The organism is Clostridium bowmanii, assembly GCF_018861315.1.
Lineage (GTDB): Bacteria > Bacillota > Clostridia > Clostridiales > Clostridiaceae > Clostridium_AD > Clostridium_AD bowmanii.
Genome location: NZ_JAHLDL010000001.1, coordinates 103,771 through 124,772, shown reverse-complemented (window position 1 = coordinate 124,772; position 21,002 = coordinate 103,771). Strand labels below are relative to the sequence as shown.

General features: G+C 31.4%; 19 protein-coding genes and 1 pseudogene. 12 read left to right on the top strand and 8 right to left on the bottom strand.

Features of this window, described 5'->3' with window-relative positions; translation table 11 throughout:
* Positions 1-153 precede the first annotated feature (153 nt).
* Both KPL51_RS00605 and KPL51_RS00600 read right to left on the bottom strand, forming a co-directional pair.
* Positions 154-1,281, bottom strand: coding sequence for an amidohydrolase (locus KPL51_RS00605; protein ID WP_216155795.1), 1,128 nt, complete (start codon positions 1,279-1,281; stop codon positions 154-156).
* Between the two features lie 355 nt (positions 1,282-1,636).
* Positions 1,637-1,978 (bottom strand): hypothetical protein, encoded by a 342-nt coding sequence (locus KPL51_RS00600; RefSeq protein ID WP_216155792.1) that lies wholly within the window; start codon positions 1,976-1,978, stop codon positions 1,637-1,639.
* A gap of 307 nt (positions 1,979-2,285) precedes the next feature.
* Here KPL51_RS00600 and pepV point away from each other — a divergent pair, with 307 nt between their 5' ends.
* The 4 genes from pepV (at position 2,286) to KPL51_RS00580 (ending at position 6,500) form a co-directional block, all read left to right on the top strand.
* Positions 2,286-3,662 (top strand): dipeptidase PepV, encoded by a 1,377-nt coding sequence (pepV, locus tag KPL51_RS00595; RefSeq protein WP_216155789.1) that lies wholly within the window; start codon positions 2,286-2,288, stop codon positions 3,660-3,662.
* A 28-nt stretch (positions 3,663-3,690) separates the two neighbouring features.
* Positions 3,691-4,851 carry a DUF819 family protein gene (locus tag KPL51_RS00590; protein ID WP_216155786.1) on the top strand — a complete coding sequence of 387 codons (1,161 nt, stop codon included), beginning with the start codon at positions 3,691-3,693 and terminating at the stop codon, positions 4,849-4,851.
* Positions 4,852-4,969: 118 nt separating this feature from the next.
* Positions 4,970-5,296, top strand: a complete 327-nt coding sequence (locus KPL51_RS00585; RefSeq protein WP_216155784.1) for a DUF3870 domain-containing protein — start codon at positions 4,970-4,972, stop codon at positions 5,294-5,296.
* 127 nt (positions 5,297-5,423) lie between these two features.
* Entirely contained in the window at positions 5,424-6,500 is a 1,077-nt protein-coding gene (locus KPL51_RS00580) for a dipeptide epimerase (protein WP_216155781.1), read from the top strand.
* A 104-nt stretch (positions 6,501-6,604) separates the two neighbouring features.
* On the opposite strand, the gene yjeM is transcribed toward KPL51_RS00580, so the two are convergent.
* Positions 6,605-8,110: a glutamate/gamma-aminobutyrate family transporter YjeM gene (gene yjeM / locus KPL51_RS00575; protein ID WP_216155779.1), complete on the bottom strand. Its 1,506-nt coding sequence runs from the start codon at positions 8,108-8,110 to the stop codon at positions 6,605-6,607.
* A gap of 373 nt (positions 8,111-8,483) precedes the next feature.
* Here yjeM and ybaK point away from each other — a divergent pair, with 373 nt between their 5' ends.
* Both ybaK and KPL51_RS00565 read left to right on the top strand, forming a co-directional pair.
* Complete coding sequence (gene ybaK, locus KPL51_RS00570) at positions 8,484-8,954, top strand: Cys-tRNA(Pro) deacylase (RefSeq protein WP_216155776.1); 471 nt, start codon at positions 8,484-8,486, stop codon at positions 8,952-8,954.
* A 296-nt stretch (positions 8,955-9,250) separates the two neighbouring features.
* Complete coding sequence (locus tag KPL51_RS00565) at positions 9,251-10,597, top strand: pyridoxal-phosphate dependent enzyme (RefSeq protein WP_216155773.1); 1,347 nt, start codon at positions 9,251-9,253, stop codon at positions 10,595-10,597.
* Positions 10,598-10,701: 104 nt separating this feature from the next.
* On the opposite strand, the gene KPL51_RS00560 is transcribed toward KPL51_RS00565, so the two are convergent.
* The 5 genes from KPL51_RS00560 to KPL51_RS00540 all read right to left on the bottom strand — a co-directional run bounded on the left by KPL51_RS00560 (position 10,702) and on the right by KPL51_RS00540 (position 14,065).
* Complete coding sequence (locus KPL51_RS00560) at positions 10,702-11,271, bottom strand: sugar O-acetyltransferase (RefSeq protein ID WP_216155771.1); 570 nt, start codon at positions 11,269-11,271, stop codon at positions 10,702-10,704.
* A 176-nt stretch (positions 11,272-11,447) separates the two neighbouring features.
* Positions 11,448-11,957 (bottom strand): DUF2179 domain-containing protein, encoded by a 510-nt coding sequence (locus KPL51_RS00555; protein WP_216155769.1) that lies wholly within the window; start codon positions 11,955-11,957, stop codon positions 11,448-11,450.
* A gap of 365 nt (positions 11,958-12,322) precedes the next feature.
* Positions 12,323-13,093, bottom strand: coding sequence for a formate dehydrogenase accessory sulfurtransferase FdhD (fdhD, locus tag KPL51_RS00550; RefSeq protein ID WP_216155766.1), 771 nt, complete (start codon positions 13,091-13,093; stop codon positions 12,323-12,325).
* Positions 13,093-13,704: a molybdenum cofactor guanylyltransferase gene (mobA, locus tag KPL51_RS00545; protein WP_216155763.1), complete on the bottom strand. Its 612-nt coding sequence runs from the start codon at positions 13,702-13,704 to the stop codon at positions 13,093-13,095. The genes fdhD and mobA overlap by 1 nt, the downstream gene beginning before the upstream one ends.
* A 40-nt stretch (positions 13,705-13,744) precedes the next feature.
* On the bottom strand, positions 13,745-14,065 hold the full coding sequence (locus KPL51_RS00540) for a molybdopterin-dependent oxidoreductase (RefSeq protein ID WP_216155760.1): 321 nt from the start codon (positions 14,063-14,065) through the stop codon (positions 13,745-13,747).
* Between the two features lie 278 nt (positions 14,066-14,343).
* Between KPL51_RS00540 and KPL51_RS00535 the strand changes: the two are divergent.
* The 6 genes and pseudogenes from KPL51_RS00535 to KPL51_RS00510 all read left to right on the top strand — a co-directional run.
* Positions 14,344-15,062 (top strand): annotated as a pseudogene (locus KPL51_RS00535) (MFS transporter); the annotation flags it as partial.
* Between the two features lie 258 nt (positions 15,063-15,320).
* A complete protein-coding gene (locus KPL51_RS00530; protein ID WP_216155757.1) occupies positions 15,321-16,637 on the top strand; it encodes an ABC transporter substrate-binding protein in 1,317 nt (438 codons plus the stop codon).
* An 87-nt stretch (positions 16,638-16,724) separates the two neighbouring features.
* A complete protein-coding gene (locus tag KPL51_RS00525) occupies positions 16,725-17,609 on the top strand; it encodes a carbohydrate ABC transporter permease (protein WP_216155754.1) in 885 nt (294 codons plus the stop codon).
* Positions 17,610-18,437: a carbohydrate ABC transporter permease gene (locus KPL51_RS00520; RefSeq protein WP_216155751.1), complete on the top strand. Its 828-nt coding sequence runs from the start codon at positions 17,610-17,612 to the stop codon at positions 18,435-18,437. It begins immediately after the preceding gene.
* Between the two features lie 23 nt (positions 18,438-18,460).
* Entirely contained in the window at positions 18,461-19,945 is a 1,485-nt protein-coding gene (locus KPL51_RS00515; RefSeq protein WP_216155748.1) for a glycoside hydrolase family 32 protein, read from the top strand.
* 92 nt (positions 19,946-20,037) lie between these two features.
* Entirely contained in the window at positions 20,038-20,994 is a 957-nt protein-coding gene (locus KPL51_RS00510; RefSeq protein ID WP_216155745.1) for a carbohydrate kinase family protein, read from the top strand.
* The last annotated feature ends 8 nt before the right edge of the window (positions 20,995-21,002 follow it).

Below are 21,002 nucleotides of genomic sequence, written 5' to 3'. Positions count from 1 at the left end.
ATGTTTCCTCCCAAAGATAATAAACTTTACTAATTATTAAAAACAAGTATTTTATCTTTTTCAATTTAACTTTGTTATAATTTTATCACTATATATCACATTTAGAAATAACTTTTCGAAAGTATCAAGCTCATTTCTGCATAATCTATGCTTTTATTTATGATTCGCAATGTTATAAAAAATATCTACACCTGTTTTAATAATAGCATCTGGGAAATCATAATTTGCAGTATGAAGTTGAGGTTGTAATTTGCCATCAGCCAGGCCAAACATTGCACCCTTTATATTTTTCAAATAACATCCGAAATCTTCAGACCATCTAAAAGGATATTGAAGTTCTTCATATGTATAATTATTATTCTTACATACCTCTAGTATTTTATTAATACATGTATCATCATTTCTTGTTTCTGGAAACTCATCGGAATAGCTTATTTTAAAATCGATTTTATGTTGCTTGCAACACTGCTCCACAAATTTTAATATGTTGTTTTCAAGTTTTATTAAATCCGCTTCATTTTCTCCTCTCAGCGTTAACAAAATCTCACCAGAAGCTGCAGCTGTTCCAAAGGCTCTTTCACCAATATTTATATTTACTATAGTGCAAAGCACCATTCCACTATAAATGCTGGATTTAGTACTATTATTTAAAAATTTAATAATGTCAGCAGCGGCATCGGAGGGGTTTATACCAAACTCTGGATAAGCTGCATGAGAAGGCTTTCCCTTTAAGTTAATTATAATTCCTTTTGAAGCGCAAGCAAACACATTTTTTTTATAAAGTAATGTTCCAGGTTCATATCCAGGAATATTATGAAGCGAATATATTTCATCAATGTTTTTTTCTTGTAACAAACCATCTTGAACTATTTTTTTAGCACCTAGGCCTGTTTCTTCAGAAGGTTGAAATATTAAAAAAATATTTTTATCATTTATTGAATTTTCTTCTATTTCTAAAGCTAGACCTATAAGTATTGAGCAGTGTCCATCGTGACCACATTTATGAGCTGCGCAGGCATTATTGGATTTATATTTTAAATCTGTTGTTTCTGTCATGGAAATGGCATCCATATCAGCTCTAAAGGCAATATTTGTGAAATCTTTATTCAATATTTTTTCTGCAATGAAATATCCGTTTTTAGTAATTATATTGAAAGTAGTATTATTTCTCAGGAAATCTATTAATATTTCCATAGTTTTATTTTCGTGTCCTGAAATTTCGGCATTTTCATGAAGTTTATGTCTCAAATTTATACACAGATGCTGATTATATTCATTCATTGTCATTCACCCCTTTGTAATGTACTATAATAGATTATCCTTATAATAGGTCATTTTAGATATTTTTTCAACCTTTATTGATTATCATGTGGATGGTGTGAAAGATTGGAGAATAGTACTGAAATTATAATAGCAGCTATATTTGTGGGCTAGTGCCACTACTTGTCCAAACTATCTTTGAAGGAGCTACAGTGAAGATTGCATTAAATCCTAAAATTCAAGAGGCTTATTTAGGTACAAGTAAAAAGTAGGAGAGTAGACCTATTAGCTAGGTCTAATGTTATATACAAAAATAACCCAATGTAGTTTAGGTACTGCATTGGGCTATATAACTTTGCTTAATTTAAGTAATAAACTAGTCTTCTATATCGGATCTATCTGTCATGTGCATCATAGGATTCATACCCATCATTTGATCCATGGGCATCATAGGCATGTTAGGCATCATTTGCATTTGACACATGTTCATCATAGGATTAATACCCATCATTTGTCCCATAGGCATCATGTGCATCATAGGGTTCATACCCATAGTTTGGTCCATTGGCATCATTTGCATCATTTGACACATACACATTTGCATCATCTGCATCATTTGCATCAACTGCATCATCTGTGTCGAATGGTTCATTGGCATCATTGGATCCATTGCCTTCATATCTTTGGATTTTTTTGGTCTCATTGAATAATTTTCCATATATTTCTCCTTATAAAAATCATCTACAATATAATATTATGGAAAAAAACGTTTTATGTTACTGATTTTATAATTTAAACATAGATTCCAGCAAAAATTGACTTTTCTGTATTTTCAGTATATTATATAGGAAAGAGAATAATTAGTTTAAAATTACTGTTTTGTTTATACAGATGCCTAAAGCATTATCCTAAATAAAACCCAGTGAATGAGTACATTTACTGGTTTTTTTGTTTTGAAGATTTTTTTAAAAGTGAAATCTATTACAAAAAAATGATTTATATTTAAAAATTTGAGGAGTGATTTTATGACATTGGATGAGAAAATAATAGAACTTAAAGAAAAAATATTAAAAGGTGTCGAAGAGTGTGTAAAGATTAAAAGTGTGGAAGATGTACCCAAAGAGAATATGCCGTTTGGAGAGGGTGTCCAGAAGGTATTCCAGTATAGTTTAGACCTTTCTAAAAATTTAGGATTTAAAACTGTAAACCTAGATAACATGATAGGCTATGTAGAGTATGGTGAAGGTAAAGAAATGATTGCAGTACTTGGGCATTTAGATGTAGTTCCTGAGGGAAATGGATGGACATACCCACCTTATGGAGGCGAAATACATGATGGAAAGATATATGGAAGAGGAACTACGGATGATAAAGGACCTACTATAGGAGCTTTATATGCGTTAAAAGCAATTAAAGACATGAACTTACCACTTAAAAGAAGAGTGAGAATTATATTTGGATTAAATGAAGAAACTGGTAGTAAATGTGTAAAGCATTACATAGAAAGAGGAGAAGAAATGCCGACCGCAGGCTTTACTCCAGATGCTGAATATCCAATTATAAATGGGGAAAAGGGAATAGTAAACTATAAATATAGGAGGAAATTAAATCAGCAAGGTGAAATTATTCTTAAAGCTATTAAAGGGGGAATTGCACCTAATGTAGTTCCAGAATATGCAGAGGCAGAAGTTATAATTCCTAAGACTAGAATAGCTGAAGTTAGAAAATTAGCACAAGGTGTAGAGGAAATAAAATTAGAGGAAAAAGAGGATTGTTTATTAGTGAAATCCTTTGGAATTTCTGCACATGGAAGCAGACCAGAAGAGGGTAAAAATGCAGTGAGTCATCTTTTATTGTTTTTGGGTAAACTAGATTTTTCAGATAGTGTTAAAGAATTTTTAGATTTTATGAATGAAAATATAGGTCTAGATATAGAAGGAAGAAAACTAGGTATATATCTGCAAGATGAAATGTCTGGTAAGTTTGTATTCAATCTAGGGATGCTCGTGGGAAACGAAAAAGAAGTAGATATTTCTATTAATATGAGATACCCAGTGACTAAAAAATATGAAGATTTTAAAGATATATTTGAAAATAGAATGAGAGAAGGAAAAATGGAAGAGTTGTCAACAAGACACAAGAAAAGTCTTTATGTGTCCCCAGATAGCAAGTTTATTAAAAAACTACAAAAGGTTTATGAAGAAAAGGTAGGTGAAAAAGCAGAATTAATATCTATAGGTGGAGGAACTTATGCAAAAAGCATGGAGAATATAGTAGCTTTTGGACCTATATTTAAAGGACAACCTATGGTTGAACATAAGCCAGATGAATATATAGAAATAGATTCATTAATAAAAAATGTTCAAATAATGGCAGCAGCTATATATGAATTAGCAAAATAATTGGTGTGGACTAAAGAGGAGGGAAATAATGATTACAAGAGGATTTACATATGTTGCATTTCTTATGTTTTTTGCAAGCATGCTTGTACTTGCAGAAAAGAAAACAAAGTCAAAATTTTTTAACTATGTACCCGCCATTGTGCTACTGTATTTTTCAGCAATGTTACTTTCAACCTTTGGAATGTGGGAAAAAAATGATGAAATAACTTCGGTGTATAAGGGTTTAAAGGACAATTTACTTCCTGCAATGATATTCCTTATGCTTTTAAGATGTGATATGAGGAAAATATTAAAATTAGGACCTAAAATGTTAATAGGACTTTTTTCAGCAACTATAAGTATTATGATAGCTTTTGTAGTAACATATGGAATTTTTAAAGGATTCTTTGAACCAGATACTTGGAAAGCCTTTGCAGCTCTTTGTGGAAGCTGGATAGGTGGAACTGGAAATATGGTAGCGGTGCAAGTAGCACTTAATGTACCAGATTCAAAACTTGGATACACCTTACTTATGGATTCCGTAAATTACTCCGTATGGGTAATGTTCCTACTTTGGTTAGTTTCATTTGCCCCTAAATTTAACAAATGGACAAAGTCTGATACAACACTAATTGATGAAATAGGAGAAAAATTAAATGCAGACAAAGAAAATATGAGAAAGGAAATAGAATTTTCAGATTTAATAATATTACTTGGACTAAGTTTATTTGTTTCTGCAATGGCTCAATATTTTGGAAATATGCTACCACAAACTGTATTTTTTCAAGGGGTTACATGGACAGTGCTTATAGCTACCTTAGTGGGAGTAATACTTGCCATGACTCCAGTTGCAAAGATACCGGGATCTTCACAACTCTCTAATATTATGCTTTACACTATAGTTGCTCTTATAGCATCTAGAGCAAATTTTACAGAACTTACAAAGGCTCCAATATATATAATTGCAGGTTTTTGTATACTGGGGATACACTTTATTATTTCAATTCTGGCTGCTAAAATATTTAAATTGGATTTGTTTACCGTTGGAGTTGCAAGTCTTGCAAATATAGGAGGAGTTGCATCCGCACCAATATTAGCTGCGGCATATAGTGAGGCACTAGTACCTATAGGAATTTTGATGGCACTTATGGGTTATATTATAGGGACTGGAGGAGCACTTATGGTAGGTAAAGTACTTTCTATTATGTGATATGAAGCTAATACTAATATAATACAAAGTATGAAAATCAAAGTTAGTGCTCTTAATAAAGCGAACGCACTTAACTAAAAAGTTATTTTAACGTATAATATCTTTTGAGGTGGTTTTTATGTATAACAAAAATACAATTTATGTAGTTGGGAATTCAAAGACTAATACAGATAATGCTATTACTAATAGGTTTAGTTCCTTTTTTATAGGGTTCGTGGTAGATATAGATACAGGCGAAATAATTGATTTAAGCTGCTCCTCCACAATAAGAACAACAGATGATTTTATAAAAACACTTTTAATGGGGAAAAGCTTAAAAATATTTGACTGTAATTTAGAAGAAGAAGTAAAAAGAAGATATCATGGATCATCTCAAAGAGCCATTGTAGTTGCTTATAAAGATGCTGTGAAAAAGTACGATGAAGTAAAACTTAGACAATTTTAAAATTACTGCTTTGTTTAAAGTGAATAGGGTTATACCTATTTCAAAGTAAATGAAACCCAGTAAAGGCGAACCTTTGGTTCTGTTTTTACTGGTTTTTTTATTATATGAAATTTAAGGAGGAATTTTTATGAAAATAACAGATATAAAAATTAAACGAATTTCTGTTCCACTTAGAACACCATTTAAAACCGCTTTAAGAACTGTACACAGTGTGGAAGATGTTATAGTGGAAATACACACGGATACAGGTAATATAGGTTTTGGGGAAGCCCCACCAACAGGAGTTATAACGGGGGATACCACTGGTGCTATAATAGGCGCTATTGAAGATCATATAAAGAAAGCCATAGTAGGTATGCAAATAGAAAATTTTGAGGATCTGATGTTAAAATTACAAAACTGTGTTTTAAAAAACACAAGTGCAAAGGCTGCTGTTGATATAGCACTATATGATTTATATGGACAGTTATATGGGGCACCACTATACAAGTTGTTAGGTGGGCATAGAAGTGAAATAGTAACAGACATAACTATAAGTGTAAATGATCCTGAAGAAATGGCAAAGGATAGTCTAGATGCTATAAGTAGAGGATACGGTACTTTGAAAATAAAGGTAGGAAAAGATTCTGCAAGAGACATGGAAAGAATGAAAGCAATAAGAAGGGCTGTAGGTTACGATGTAAATCTTAGAATTGATGCAAATCAAGGCTGGAAGCCAAAGGAAGCAGTAAATGTTTTAAGAAAAATGGAGGATGCGGGACTACAAATTGAGTTTGTAGAACAACCAGTTTCAGCCCATGATATAGATGGATTAAAATTTGTAACAGATAATGTATCTACACTTGTTTTAGCCGATGAAAGTGTGTTTTCTCCTATGGATGCACTAAATATTCTGCAAAGGAGAGCTGCAGACTTTGTAAATATAAAACTTATGAAAACCGGTGGGATATATAATGCTCTTAAAATATGTTCCTTAGCAGAAATGTATGGAGTTGAATGTATGATAGGATGCATGCTTGAGGCAAAGGTAAGTGTAACTGCCGCTGTGCATTTAGCTTGTGCGAAGAGTATTATAACTAAAATAGATCTAGATGGACCTGTTCTATGCAGTGAGGACCCTGTAAATGGAGGAGCTGTATTTAATGAATCTAAAATAATACTTACAGACACACCGGGACTAGGGATAAAGTCTATAAATTATTAGAAACATTTAAGGTTCTTCATAGAATAAATTTATTAGAAAAAGTCTACCCATTAGGATAGACTTTTTCTAAATGAAAATATATTGTTTAAACTAAAATAAAATTATTAAATTTTATTTAAGTGTTTTCTTTCATAGTTGTTATACATTACCCATGCAACTAGAGCAAAGAATACAGGTCCAGCTATACTCCAAATAGTTGTTTTTAAATCTCCTTCGAGTGCTGGTTGTAGTATTGAGAAGAAGTTTGCAAATCCAACAGTGAACATAACTATTGCTGTCCATATTATAGCACTTCTGTCAGTTTTAAATATTTCAAAAGGCTTAATAATATCTTTGTTTTTCTTAAATGGTGCAAAAGCAAATGCTATAAACATGTATGGAAGAGTCATAGCTACATTAGTCATTGCTACTAACACATCAAAGAATTTTGACATATTTTCACCACCAAAGGAAACGAGTGCAATCATAACACAAACTATAGCAGCTTGAATCCACATAGCTCTTTGAGGCATTCCGTCTTTCATTTCTGCAAGTCTTCCAGGCCATAGTTTAGCTGGAGTACCCTCTATTAATTGTTTTAATGGAGAGAACATTAGTGTAAAGAAAGCGCCTGCTAAAGCTAAGAACATTGAAAGGCCTACGAATCTAGCTATTCCATGAGCCATAGCTATGGAAGTTGCATCGCTTGCTCCGAATGCTTGGCCTAGAGCATATCCTAGGTTGCCCATTACAACATAACCTGCATTACCTAAGTGAACAGTCTTGTCATTCATAACAGATGACCAGTTAGTAAATATACCTACAAGGAATATTCCAAGTGAGTATCCAATTGAAATAATAACCGCTGAAATAACAACACCCTTAGGAAATGTTTTTTCTGCATTTTCTGTTTCATCAACAAGTCCACCAACAACTTCTATTCCACCATAAGCAAATAGTGCAAATACCACGAATGCAAATGATGCGATTATGTTTCCATTGTAAGCAGGGTTTGGTGAAGCAGTAAATGAGCTAATTCCAACTATTGGCTGAGCTAATTGACCGTGATTTCCAATAAGTACTAGTATAGCCCCAATTAACAGAACTATATTTAATAATGCAACTGCAGTACCACCTAGTGAAGTTACCTTCTTAATTTTTTCTAATCCCTTAGTTGATATAAATGTAACAAATATTATCCAAAGGATTCCAAGTATTCCTAGAAGTTTGGGTCCAGTCAGTCCTAATATTGCCCAAGTTTGTGTTTTATCTGAACCAAATATCGCATTTGATATTGGAACCCAAACTCCAGATGCAACATTAACCATCCAAATTACATAAGATGCATACCACATGAAGGTTCCCATAAAAGCAAATTTTGCTCCTACAGATTTTTCCATCCAAGAGTATATTCCACCCTTTTCGTTTTTAAAAGCTGCGCCAAACTCAGCCATCATGAAAGCAAAAGGAATAAAAAAAGTTATTCCTGACAAAATATACCAAGGTATTGCAGCATATCCCATTTTATAAAATGATCTTGGAATATTATTAAATCCATAAACTGAAGTAAAAATCATTAAAACTAATGATACCAATGTTAAATGTTTTTTGCTGATTACTTTTTCCGACATAGTTTTTCCTCCTTAAATGTAAGCGATTAAATTTAGTATAAAATTATTATTACCCCTATAATTATATATTAATTGAACAAAAATTCAATAGTTTTTTTAATGAATATTTATGCAATTTGTCGAGAAATAAGCTTTTGCGTTGATGTATTATAATTCAACAAGTTACACCTAATTTCTTAGTATATGTGAATAAATTATTTAATACTTATGCAGGTAATGTAAATTTAGCTCTAAATGAAGTAGAGATGCAGATTTTTATAATTATAGTTTAATGCTTAAGTGAATAGTGTATAAGGTAAGAAAAAAGGATATAATAAAGTAAACTCGGTTATAAAATGATGAATAAATAGAGACGAAAACTAAGGGGAAAACAATGATAAAAACAAATGCTATGCGAATTTTAGATAAAATGAAGGCGCAATATGATGTGATAACATACGATGTAAAAGATGAGAAGATAGATGGAATATCTGTAGCAAAGAAGATAGGAAAAGATGAAAAATATGTCTATAAAACCATAGTAACTCACGGAATTTATGGAAATATTTATGTTTTCCTAATTCCAGTTAGAGAGGAAATAGATTTTAAAAAAGTAGCTAAAGTAACTAATGAGAAGAGAATAGAAATGTTAGATGTTAATGATCTCCAGAAGCATACGGGATATATTAGAGGTGGTTGCTCACCTATAGGTATGAAGAAACAATATAAAACCTTTATTCATGAGAGTGCCCTGAGTATAGAAAAAATAATTGTAAGTGCTGGGAAAATAGGATTTCAAATAGAAATTAATCCGGATTTATTAAAGAATATTGTAGAAGGGGAATTTCATGATTTAATAAAGTAAGCTAACAAATTTGACATGTAATTAATATTGAATAATATCTACAAAATATGACAAAAAACACTATACATTTGCAGAATTAGCCATGAAATGTTATACTATAAACTAGAGAACACAGTAAAATAGGCATTTAGAGTAGATGAGATTGCCAGTAACAATATGTTCTGAACATGTTATGCTGGTGTGAATTTTCTCGTTGAAGTGAAATAATGCTGAAAAATATTATGATATAATTGGGATCTTTATAGAGCTATTTTGAATTTAATCACAATTAAGTGTTGAAGGAGAGATTATTTAATATGAGAAAAAGTGGAAGAACACCCTTAATGAGAGCAAAAAAATTAGAGAAGGTATTAGGTATCGGAGAGATATATTTGAAACTTGAAGGAGCTAATCCTTCAGGACATAAGTATGACCGTATTTCAGAGGTATTAGTAAAAGATGCTATAGCTAATGGGTTTAAGCAAATTTTAGTTGATGGATCTGAAAGCTACATAAAATCGGTAATGTTATTTGCAAAATTGAAGGAAATTGAAGTGAAGGTTCCGCTTTTCAAGCAAGAAAAGTGGAAAATGTCTCGTTTAGATAGTGAAGTACTATTAGATTTAAGAGATAAAAAAGGCACCTTTTCTCGGTCACAATTGGTAGACATAGCAGAGAAGGGAAATATGTACTTGACTTGCGAATGGGATTTAAACACCATTATGAGCCATCTTATATTTGAAGACATGACTAAAGAGTGTTTGGAACGAATGGATTTTAAAGTGGATACCATAACTACAAAATTAGGATTTGGGTATACCCTTTCAAGTATTTATAGTGGCACAATAAAGAGCTGGGTACATGAAGAATTGAGCGAATTACCTCAATTATTATGTGGGGCTAATTCATCATGGCAAGATGATATAAATGAGTACGTTAGGAAAATGCATATTAGTCAAATTGAGAATAATGGCACTAAAAAAACAGCTTTGGGTTTACCAGACAGACCTACAGATATGGTCCAGTCCATTATAAAAATTATTGATGAGACTAATGCTGAAATGATTGATATTGATGAAGAGGAGCTTAAGCAGGCAGTTACTATGCTTCGTGAAACTGAGGGTGTTATTGTTTCAAGGAAAGAAGCCTATGCAATGGCTGCCTTTACCAAAAAAGTGAAACAAGGACAACTTAAAAATGGCAAGCATTTAATTATTTTAAATGATGCAAGAAGTGAAATTGAAGTCTGTGAAATTACAAGTTTTGATGATAAAAACAAAGCTGATTTACTGGATATGACACGAACTTGGCTTGCAGCTTATAATGATTCGGTGGGAGAGACAGTAGATGCTATAGAAAAAGCAATGAAAGAGGGATTTTTATTAATAGCCAAACGAAACGGAGAAGAACAAGGTATTTGTGTTATTGTCAATATGGGATTTGAAAATTTTATTTCCACTTATCATTTAGCTTATATTGGTGTTAAGCCTGGTAATAAAGGTCGTGGTGTCGCCTCAGAACTTATTGGCCGTGCAATTGAATTAACAGACGGTAATTTGTCCCTTCATGTAGATCTTGATAATAAACGTGCGAAAAATCTTTATCGTAAGATGGGATTTGATCACGTATATGACCGTATGATTTATAATCATCCAATGGATTAGCTTAAAATAAAAAAACTACCGAAATATATTTATATTTTGGTAGTTTTTTGTGCGTTAATTGGGTTTTTAATATTAATGTACTATTATATATAAAGGTAATTTAGTTATTCACAAAGTTGAAGAGTAAGATATTTTATTATTTTACAAGGGTTTCCAACAGCCACAACATTGGATGGAATATCTTTTGTAACCACACTACCAGAACCTATTACACTATTATCCCCGATAGTCACACCGGGATTTATAATAGCACCACCACCAACCCACACATTATTTCCTATAGTAACAGCTTTTGTGTAATCAGCATTTTTGGGTCTAAGCTTAGGATCAATTAGATGAGTTGCGGTAAATATACTTACATTAGGAGCAAATAATACATCATCTCCAATTGTTACAAGTCCATCATCTAAAACTAAAAAATTAAAATTGGCATAAAAATTTTCGCCTATTTCAATATTAGTACCATAATCGCAACGGAATGGAGGTTCTATTTCAAAATTTTCGCCTATTTTCCCAATTAATTTTTTGATGATAGTTATTCTGTTTTCAACTTCCTCAGGGTCTGTATTATTATATAATTTTGTAAGATGTCTAGCCTTATTTCTTAAGAGTACTAAACTTTTGTCATAGGCATTATATATTTCCCCATTCAACATCTTTTCTTTTTCACTCATTTTATTCAGCTCCTCAATACAATTTTAATTTAAGTATATCATAGTGATGTTAACATCATATTTAAAATATTCATATAGTTTAATATAGAAAAATTAATAGCAGTAATCATTCAGGTTGCCGCTGTTGAAAATAATAATACACATAGATATTTTATCTATGTGTATTATTTTATCTATTATTTTTTAATACCATAACCACCATATAGAGTTTTAGTATCCATTAGAGAAATTACAGCCTTTATATGAGAATTTTTTATTACTTTCAATATTTCAGATTTTCTTTTTCTTTTAACATGTAAGATAAGCATTTTTTTATCTTCTTTTAAACCTTCCGCTTCAATAAGAGTAACCCCTACATTTTCTGCTCTCAATATTTTAGCAAGTTCATCGCCATCTTTTTCAGATACAATAGCATTTATGGTCATGAGTCCTAGTGCTAGTTTATCTTCTAAAATACATCCGATATAGTTTCCACAAGAAAATCCTAATGCATAAATTATCATTTTAAATGGTTCTTCACTTATTCCAACAAGGACAGTACTAATTACATATAACCATATAAGTACCTCAAAGAAACCAATAACAGCCCCATAAAATTTTTCACCTCTGGTTATGAGGACTACTCTAACAGTAGTTAATGAAACCTCAATTATTTTAGCTAAAAAGATAAGGATATAACCAAACATACGCAACTCTCCTTCATGCAAATATTTAATGCTCGTACGCTTTCTGATATATAGCATGCTCCATTTAAGGTGAATTTACAAGACTTATTGATGAAAGTTAATACATAGTTAACTAATAGGATATGGAATTCCAAGTTATGTTAAAATTGAAAGTTCGCAATTTTTATAATGGTTGTTACTAAAGGAATAGAAACAAAGTCAGTTTTGGAGCCTGCTACTATTATAGCTATGATTGTTTATGCACTTATTTAATATGCTATAGTAAGGTTAATTGAAATCTCCGCTACTCATAAGGATAAATAAATACAGTAAATCTAAAACTAGGAGAATATATTTATTCCTCCATGTTTTAATTTATATCTTAATTAAATTATTCTATCTTCATTGCAATAAATATTCATTCTACTACCTCTTGCAAAACCAATTATAGTTATATTTGCAGCTTTTGCAATATTTATGGCTAATGAGGTTGGTGCTGAATGGGAGGCTATAAGTTGTATACCCGCTTTTGCTACTTTAATAATTATATCTGAAGAAATCCTACCAGTGGTCATTACAAGCTTGTCTGCAAGACCCATATTGACCATTAATGCCTTACCTATAACCTTATCTAAGGCATTATGACGTCCCATATCCTCAGAAAAAAGAAGCAAGCTATTATCATTACAAATGCAGCAACTATGAACACCTCCGGTTTGTCTGAAAAGTTCTGATTTACTATTAAATTCATTCATAAGTTTTAAAATATCTACAATAGCAAATTTACAATTATGCTCAATAGATTTAATACTACCTTCTTCAAGAGATTTTATATGGACACTACCATTACCACAGCCAGAAGTTATGGCGCTTACATTAGTACTATCCATAATTACTTCATGAGCTAGAACAATACATATTCTATTTTCATACTTTTCTTCTATGCTCTTAATGGAATTAATAGAGGATAGGATTCCTTCGCAAAATAGAAATCCTATAGCTAATTCCCTTACTTCAACAGCGGTACACATAAGGGCTGCATAAAAGTCATAATTAACAAATAATTCTAAGGGTACTTCTTCTATTATTAAATCACAGGTATCCTCCTGTTTCTCATTATTTATCCTTCTAATGTTCATTTTTCTTGTTGAGTTCATTATATCTCAAAGTCCTCCATAAAAATATTTTTTAAAACGGTAAGATCAGATTCATAATTTAAATTAGTGAAAATATCCATGCCATTACAATATTGTCTCCATTTAGTTTCTTCTACATAGAGCATATTACTGTTTTTAATTACATCAATAAGCTTAAAGTTATCTTTAGCTATCTCATTTTCAAAGTTATTAATCATATCTGTAGAATAAAAAGCATAAAGGGGCTCTATATATTTAGAGTTACAAGAGACCACTCCATCTACATCCTCGCTTTTTATAAGTTCCATCATATACTTTATATAGGCTAAATTTATTATGGGCATATCACAAGCAGTTATGAAAACATATTTGGAGGAGGTCTCTTTTAGTGCCGTATAAATAGCTCCTATAGGGCCTCTATTTGATATTATATCTTCCACCACGGTATATTTAATATCATTAAATTTTTGTAGATCATTTGATACTAAAACTATATTTTCAAAAACTTGCTCTAATTGCTCTGCAATAATATCTATTAAGAACCTATTCTTTACTTTAAGTTTGCATTTATCAAAGCCCATTCTAATACTTTTTCCACCACATAAAATAACTGCAGAGCCAAAGTCCTTCAATAATTTCACTCCTTTAATCATCTTCTTCGAAGCTGCAATATTAACGACTTCGGAAGGAAACTCTCACAGCTTTTGGACCATTTTTTTCAATGATGTTTTTAAGAGACTTATTTATGAACTCAAATGCAATTTCCCAAGTAACCTCTTCAAATATTCCATCTTTATTTTTAATCAAAGGCTGCTTTAACCTGTCATTATGATTAACACAGATATATAATTGCCAACCTTTAACGCATAGTTTTCCTTTGCTAACAATATCGTTATTTTTAGGAGTAATGCCTACTATTTCATTATTATCAACATTTATGTAATAATTACACCCACATCCACAATAACCGCAGGTAGTAAGTACTTTTTTCATGATTTCACTCCCTTAGTAAACCTTATTTATTTTAAAACTATATTTAGAGTAACACAAATTTGCAATTAAATATATTTATATTATCCACTATTTTTATCTATATGCTAATACGAAATCATAAGTTGATTTGTTAATTTTATAACTAATGTTTTTATCTTTTATAACTGAGATTGTGCATATTTAGAGTCAATGGAATAACTGGAAAGGAAGATATATCAATTGTAATGTGTTAAAAGTTAAGTTATGATATTAAGGATGTTAGCTGGAATTAATTACAAAGATTGGAAATAGCACTATTTACTTTAGGTTCACTATTTTGTGGAATAACAAGGTCATTTCCAATTTTAGTTTTGGCTAGAGTAATACAGGGAATAGTAGCTGCAGGTACTATGGCAAATAATCAAGGGATTATCACTGAAGTATTTCCAGCAAATGAAAGAGGAAGGGCATTGGGGATTACGGGAACCTTCGTGGCACTTGGATCCTTGGTAGGACCGGCACTGGGAGGATTTATAGTAAGTGCTACCAGCTGGGAATATATATTTTTAATAAATGTACCAATAGGTATAATATGGTTACAAGTCTTGGGTTACTATTAATGTCGACTTTAAATGAGCAGTCTTCGGTAATAAGCATGGTGATTTTTATAGCTGTTATGTCTTTAGGAAATGGGTTATTTCAATCACCTAATAATTCATTGGTAATGTCCACAGTTCCAAAGGATAAGCTAGGTATTGCAGGTAGTGTAAATGCGCTTGTAAGAAATTTAGGAATGGTATGTGGAATAGCTTTAGCTACTACTATTTTATATAACAGGATGAGTTATAAAATTGGCTATCATGTAACTGATTACGTAATAGGAAGAAATGATGCATTTATTTATGGTATGAAAACTGTATATATAACTGCAACAGTTATTTGTATGATAGGAGGGATTTTAACTTTTTTAAGATTAATTAAAACTAAAGCTAAATTAACCAAAACACAAGATTCTTAAAATACTTAAGTATAGTAAGTAGAGTGTAAAACATAATATAAAGGGGCTATAGCCCTATTATCATATCAAAGATGTTTTTTTAAAATAATATGTTAAGCGCTTGACATATAAACTGAATAGTCTTATAATAAAATTACAAGTTAAAGGTTTACAGAGCGATTCGCATAAAAATTTGCAAGAAAAATTAATAAAAGTTGCATAAGAATTTACATTAAGATTTTAATCGTTAGAAAGTTAATTAAAAAAGGGGGAAAAAAAATGAAAAAATCAAAATTATTATCGTTAATGCTATCTGTGGTATTAGTAGCAACTGTATTTGTGGGTTGTGGTAAAAAGGCTGTTGAGACTACGGCAACGGATAAAGGGACGGTAGCAGCAAAGGAAGTTAAAATTAGTTTTTTAAATTCAAAAGGTGAAATTCAACTTCAATTAGAGGAAGCTGCCAAAGTATTTACACAAGATAATCCTACTATTAAAGTTGAGGTTATAGCAGCTGCTGCTGGACAATCACCCTTTGAAAAGGTATCGGCAATGTATGCTTCAGGTAATGCACCATCACTTTCAATGCTAGACCCTGGTGATATACCTAAATTTAGTGACAAATTTGCAGACCTAACAAATGAAAAATGGGTTAAAGATGCCTCAGATAAAAGTCTTGATTCAGTTAAAACAAGCGATGGTAAGGTTATGGCTTTTCCACTTACTGTAGAAGGCACCGGAATAATATATAATAAAAACGTTTTAGATAAAGCTGGAGTTGATCCAAAAGTTATTAAGACAACTAAGGATTTAGAAGAAGCATTTAAAAAGGTGAAAACTAGTGGAGTTGATGCATTAGCAATATCTCCAATGGACTGGTCTCTAGCTGGACATATTCTACCAATTGCTTACTCAACTCAATCAAAGGACTCAAAAGAAGTTACTAAATTCTTAGAGGACTTAAAGGCAGGTAAAGTAGACCTAGCTAAAAACAAACAATTTAATGGCTTGATAGACACTTTTGATATGATGAAAAAATATAACATAGATACTAAAGATCCATTAGCAGGAACTTATGAAAATGATCAACAATACATGGGAACCGACAAAGTTGGCTTCTGGTTTATGGGCAACTGGGCTTGGCCACAAATAAAAGAATTTGCAGGAGATAACGTAAACTTTGGATTTATACCAGTACCAATAAGCAATACTGCTGAAGATTACGGAAATAACGGGATACCGGTAGGAGTAACTAAATATATTGGTGTTGATAAAGAGAATAATAATGTGGATCAACAGGCGGCTGCAAAGAAATTTTTAGAGTGGCTAGTGTATAGCGATAAAGGGCAAGATTTTATTGTAAATAAAGCAAATATAATTCCAGCATTTAAAAATATTACTTTAGAACCTAAAGACCCATTAGCAAAATCAATTAAGAGCTACATGAGTAGTGGAAATGCAATACAATTTATGACAGTTATGCCTGCTGATCATTGGAAAGAAGTTGGTGCTTCAATGCAAAAATATCTAGCAGGAAAGAGCGACAAAGCTGCACTTGCTACTGAAATACAAAATTACTGGAAAAATGTTAAATAAGTAGTTAATTAATGTTAGATAGCGGATAGGCTTATGCTTTCTATCCGCTATTTTACATGAAAAAAATTATGAGGAGAGGATATTAATATGGATCAAGAAAAAGGTTTTTTAAATAAATTAAAAAATTATTTACTATTTGCAGGTCCTACTACTTTTATATTTTTTACAGTGATAGTAATGCCGTTTTTATTTGGAATTTTTCTAACTTTTACTGATTGGAATGGAATATCTTCAAATATTTCCTTTGTAGGAGCTAAAAATTATTTAGTAGTTTTTAAGGATAAGGCGTTTTGGTCCTCGTTTCAATTAACTGGATATTACGTATTTTTTACAGTGATTCTCACAAATGTAATAGCTTTTTTACTTGCATATGTATTAACTAGTGGAATTAAAGCACAAAACTTCTTCAGAAGTGGATTCTTTACTCCTAATCTTATAGGGGGAGTTTTACTAGGATATATTTGGCAGTTTTTATTTTCTAATGTATTAACTTACATAGGGAAGAATTTTGATATTTCTATTTTTTCATCTTCCTGGCTTTCAAATCCCACTAAGGCATTTTGGGCCTTAGTAATAGTAGGGGTTTGGCAGTATTCAGGATATATGATGATTATTTACATTGCTGGATTTATGAATGTTCCAAAGGATATTCTAGAAGCAGCAAGTATCGATGGTGCTAATGGATTTACAAAAATGAAAAAAATAATTCTTCCTATGATGATACCATCTTTTACAGTGTGCATTTTCTTATCTTTGCAGAGAGCATTTATGGTTTATGATGTGAACATTACACTTACTAAAGGTGGACCTTTTAAAGCTACAGAAATGATTTCTATGAGTGTATATAATAAAGCATTTTTATCACAACAATATGGTGTGGGCCAAGCAGAGGCATTTTTCCTATTTTTGATGGTAGCAGTGGTTACTTTAGTTCAAGTTTACTTTAGTAAGAAAATGGAGGTGGAAGCATAAATGAAAAAACTCAATTTCAAACTAAACATTATTAAGATTATAGGATTAACAGTAGTATTAGTTTTATATATAGTTCCATTTATGTTTGTTTTATTTAATTCGTTTAAAACTAGGAAAGACATAATTTTAAATCCATTAGCCTTACCAAAATCAATAAATTTTGATAATTATATAAGTGCATTTGATAAGATGGGCTACATGCATGCTTTTACCAATTCACTTATAGTAACTATCTTTAGTGTTTTGCTAATAATTATATTTTCATCCATGACAGCTTATTTTCTTGTAAGAAAAAGAACAAAATATACTCAAATTATGTTTTTTATATTAGTTGCATCTATGATAATACCATTTCAAGGAATTATGATACCTCTAGTAAAAATATATGGTTCTATAGGAATGTTAAACAACAAATGGGCACTGATATATATGTATATAGGATTTGGAGCAGCGCTGGCGGTGTTTATGTATCATGGGTTTATAAAGAGTATTCCAATTGAACTTGAAGAGGCCGCAATGATCGATGGCTGTACTAGATTTCAGATTTTTTGGAAAATTGTTTTCCCGCTATTAAAACCAACTACAATGACAATAGCTATATTAGATGTACTTTGGATATGGAATGACTTCTTATTACCTTCATTAGTTCTAATTAAGGCTGCTGAAAGAACTTTACCATTATCTACTTATTATTTCTATGGTACGTATACAGTGGATTATGGCCTATCTATGGCAGGGCTTATTTTAACTATCATACCAGTTATAATAGTTTATCTATTCATGCAAAAGAGTATAATCAATGGAGTTTTACAAGGATCTATAAAGTAAAGTGCAGCTTAGGAGTGAATTAAATGGTAATAAATGACTTATGTGAAAGTAATAAGTTCATCCAAACTAATAAGTTTAAAATAAATAAAGAATATAGATTAAATTATCATTTAATGGGAGAGTTTGGGTGGATAAATGACCCTAATGGATTTATTCAGTTTAATGGAAGTTATCATGTGTTTTATCAACATTATCCTTATAAAGCCATTTGGGGACCTATGCATTGGGGACATGCAGTTAGTGAAGATTTAATAAAATGGAGGCATCTTCCTATAGCATTGACACCAGACAGGGAGTTTGATAAAGATGGGTGTTTTTCTGGATCAGCCATTGAAGTAGATGGAAGACTTAAGCTCATATACACAGGGCATATTTACACTGATGGAAATAAAAACACCGGTTATAGACAAGTTCAGTGTTTAGCAAATTCAGAGGATGGCATAAACTTCTCAAAGTTTAGCTTAAATCCAATAATAGATACTGATGAAATTCCACAGGCTATAAGTAAAAGTGATTTACGTGACCCCAAGGTTTTAAAAATAAATGAGATCTATTATATGATTTTAGGTACTACTGTTGATAATAAAAAAAATGTTGATCTTTCTAAAAATGGTGCAGTAGCTATTTATAAATCATTGGATTTAATCCATTGGGATTTTATAAACGTTTTAGCTAGCAGTGATGGAAATATGGGCATTTGTTGGGAATGCCCAGACTTGTTTACATTAGGTGGTAAGGAGGTATTAATTGTTTCACCTCAATATATGAAACCTCAGGGAAATGATTATCATAATTTACATTCCACCATCTATATGATAGGTGATTTACAAATCAATGAAGGGGCATTTAAGTTTGATGAATATTATCCTATAGATTATGGATTTGATTTTTATGCACCACAAACAATTATTGATGATAAGGGAAGAAGAATACTAATAGCTTGGATGGATATGTGGGGAAGTAAAATGCCTACTCAAGATAGAGGAGATAATTGGGCTGGAGCTATGACACTACCTAGAGAAATTATATTTTATGAAGATAGATTGATTTTTAAACCAATCCAGGAAATTATAAAGTATAGAAAGAATGAATATAAAATTGAGGATGTATTGTTAATTGGTGAAAAGTTACTAGATATAACAGGAGAAAGTTATGAGATTATAGTAATTTTTGAAGCTAAAAATTTCAGTGAGTTTGGAATAAAGTTACGTGTTGGCGAAAAAGAAGAAACTGTATTATCCTATAATGCTATGAGTAAGATATTTAGTTTTAATCGTGATAAATCAGGTATTGGACCCAAGGGAATAAGAAACACGGAGTTAGTTCTTAAAGATAATGCCTTAAAACTACAAATATTTGTTGATAAGTGTTCAGTTGAGGTATTTATTAATGATGGAGAAAAGACAATGACAGCGAGAATATACCCAAGTGCCTTCTCAAATAAGATAAAAATATTTTCAAAAGGAGAATGCAACATAGTAACTTTTCATAAATGGGATATAGGATAGCATTAATCTTATAAATAAATATGGAATTAAAGCCTTATGATTTCAGGGAATATATATAAATAATCTAATAAATTAAATTGTGGAGGAGATAAATGTTTGGATTTAATGACAAAATTAATTTTCAAAATAAAAATATAGATATTCTTACCATAGGAGAACTCCTTGTAGACATGATATCAGCAGAGTATGGTGATAACTTTGAAAGTTCAACCTACAATAGATATTTTGGAGGATCACCTTCCAATATTGCTATAAATACAAAGAGACTTGGCATAAATTCATTAGTCGCATCCTGTGTAGGAAATGATGGCTTAGGAAAATTTTTAATTAATAGTCTTAAGGAAGTAGGAATTGATACCAGGTGTGTTGATATTACCGGAAATTCAACTAGTATGGTTTTAGTTACTAAAAGTAAGGCTACTCCTATTCCTATATTTTACAGGGATGCAGATTATCATTTACCCTACAGCCAAGGATTAGATACTGCACTGAAAAATTGTAAAATTATGCATTTTTCCTGCTGGCCAATATCAAAAGAGCCATCTAGAAGCACCATTGAGCAGTCTATTGAGCAGGCCAGAAATAATGGTGCACTAGTTTGCTTTGACCCTAATTATCACCCAATGTTGTGGGAGAAAAATGAAGAGGGTATAGAATATGTGAAATCAATCATAGGGAAAGTTGATATTGTAAAACCTTCAGAAGATGATGCAGAGAGAATATTTGGGAAAGATTCTAATGAAAATCAAGTTAAAAAATTCTTAAATCTTGGTGCAAAGCTTGTAATTATGACACTTGGAGCAGAAGGGGCATTAGTAACAAATGGAGTAGAAAGTATTAAAATGGATACGTTAGCAACTGGTGTGGTAGATACAACCGGAGCTGGAGATGCCTTTTGGTCAGGATTTTATACAGCTATAGTAAGAGGTTATACCTTAAAGGAGGCACTACAACTAGGATTTGCAGTAAGTGCCTATAAGCTAAAATATACAGGTGCAGTAGTTAAATTACCAAGGCTTGAGGAAATAAAAAAAAGTTATGGATTATAAAAAATATT

What these genes read in the sequence shown, in the direction of transcription:
- fdhD (WP_216155766.1), bottom strand. Translation starts at nt 13,093, where the DNA reads ATGAACTCAACAAGAAAAATGAACATTAGAAGGATAAATAATGAGAAA.
- KPL51_RS00510 (WP_216155745.1), top strand. Translation starts at nt 20,038, where the DNA reads ATGTTTGGATTTAATGACAAAATTAATTTTCAAAATAAAAATATAGAT.
- ybaK (WP_216155776.1), top strand. Translation starts at nt 8,484, where the DNA reads ATGATAAAAACAAATGCTATGCGAATTTTAGATAAAATGAAGGCGCAA.
- KPL51_RS00530 (WP_216155757.1), top strand. Translation starts at nt 15,321, where the DNA reads ATGAAAAAATCAAAATTATTATCGTTAATGCTATCTGTGGTATTAGTA.
- yjeM (WP_216155779.1), bottom strand. Translation starts at nt 8,110, where the DNA reads ATGTCGGAAAAAGTAATCAGCAAAAAACATTTAACATTGGTATCATTA.
- KPL51_RS00540 (WP_216155760.1), bottom strand. Translation starts at nt 14,065, where the DNA reads ATGAAAAAAGTACTTACTACCTGCGGTTATTGTGGATGTGGGTGTAAT.
- KPL51_RS00555 (WP_216155769.1), bottom strand. Translation starts at nt 11,957, where the DNA reads ATGTTTGGTTATATCCTTATCTTTTTAGCTAAAATAATTGAGGTTTCA.
- KPL51_RS00560 (WP_216155771.1), bottom strand. Translation starts at nt 11,271, where the DNA reads ATGAGTGAAAAAGAAAAGATGTTGAATGGGGAAATATATAATGCCTAT.
- pepV (WP_216155789.1), top strand. Translation starts at nt 2,286, where the DNA reads ATGACATTGGATGAGAAAATAATAGAACTTAAAGAAAAAATATTAAAA.
- KPL51_RS00605 (WP_216155795.1), bottom strand. Translation starts at nt 1,281, where the DNA reads ATGAATGAATATAATCAGCATCTGTGTATAAATTTGAGACATAAACTT.
- KPL51_RS00600 (WP_216155792.1), bottom strand. Translation starts at nt 1,978, where the DNA reads ATGGAAAATTATTCAATGAGACCAAAAAAATCCAAAGATATGAAGGCA.
- KPL51_RS00580 (WP_216155781.1), top strand. Translation starts at nt 5,424, where the DNA reads ATGAAAATAACAGATATAAAAATTAAACGAATTTCTGTTCCACTTAGA.
- KPL51_RS00515 (WP_216155748.1), top strand. Translation starts at nt 18,461, where the DNA reads ATGGTAATAAATGACTTATGTGAAAGTAATAAGTTCATCCAAACTAAT.
- KPL51_RS00590 (WP_216155786.1), top strand. Translation starts at nt 3,691, where the DNA reads ATGATTACAAGAGGATTTACATATGTTGCATTTCTTATGTTTTTTGCA.
- KPL51_RS00520 (WP_216155751.1), top strand. Translation starts at nt 17,610, where the DNA reads ATGAAAAAACTCAATTTCAAACTAAACATTATTAAGATTATAGGATTA.
- KPL51_RS00585 (WP_216155784.1), top strand. Translation starts at nt 4,970, where the DNA reads ATGTATAACAAAAATACAATTTATGTAGTTGGGAATTCAAAGACTAAT.
- KPL51_RS00525 (WP_216155754.1), top strand. Translation starts at nt 16,725, where the DNA reads ATGGATCAAGAAAAAGGTTTTTTAAATAAATTAAAAAATTATTTACTA.
- KPL51_RS00565 (WP_216155773.1), top strand. Translation starts at nt 9,251, where the DNA reads ATGAGAAAAAGTGGAAGAACACCCTTAATGAGAGCAAAAAAATTAGAG.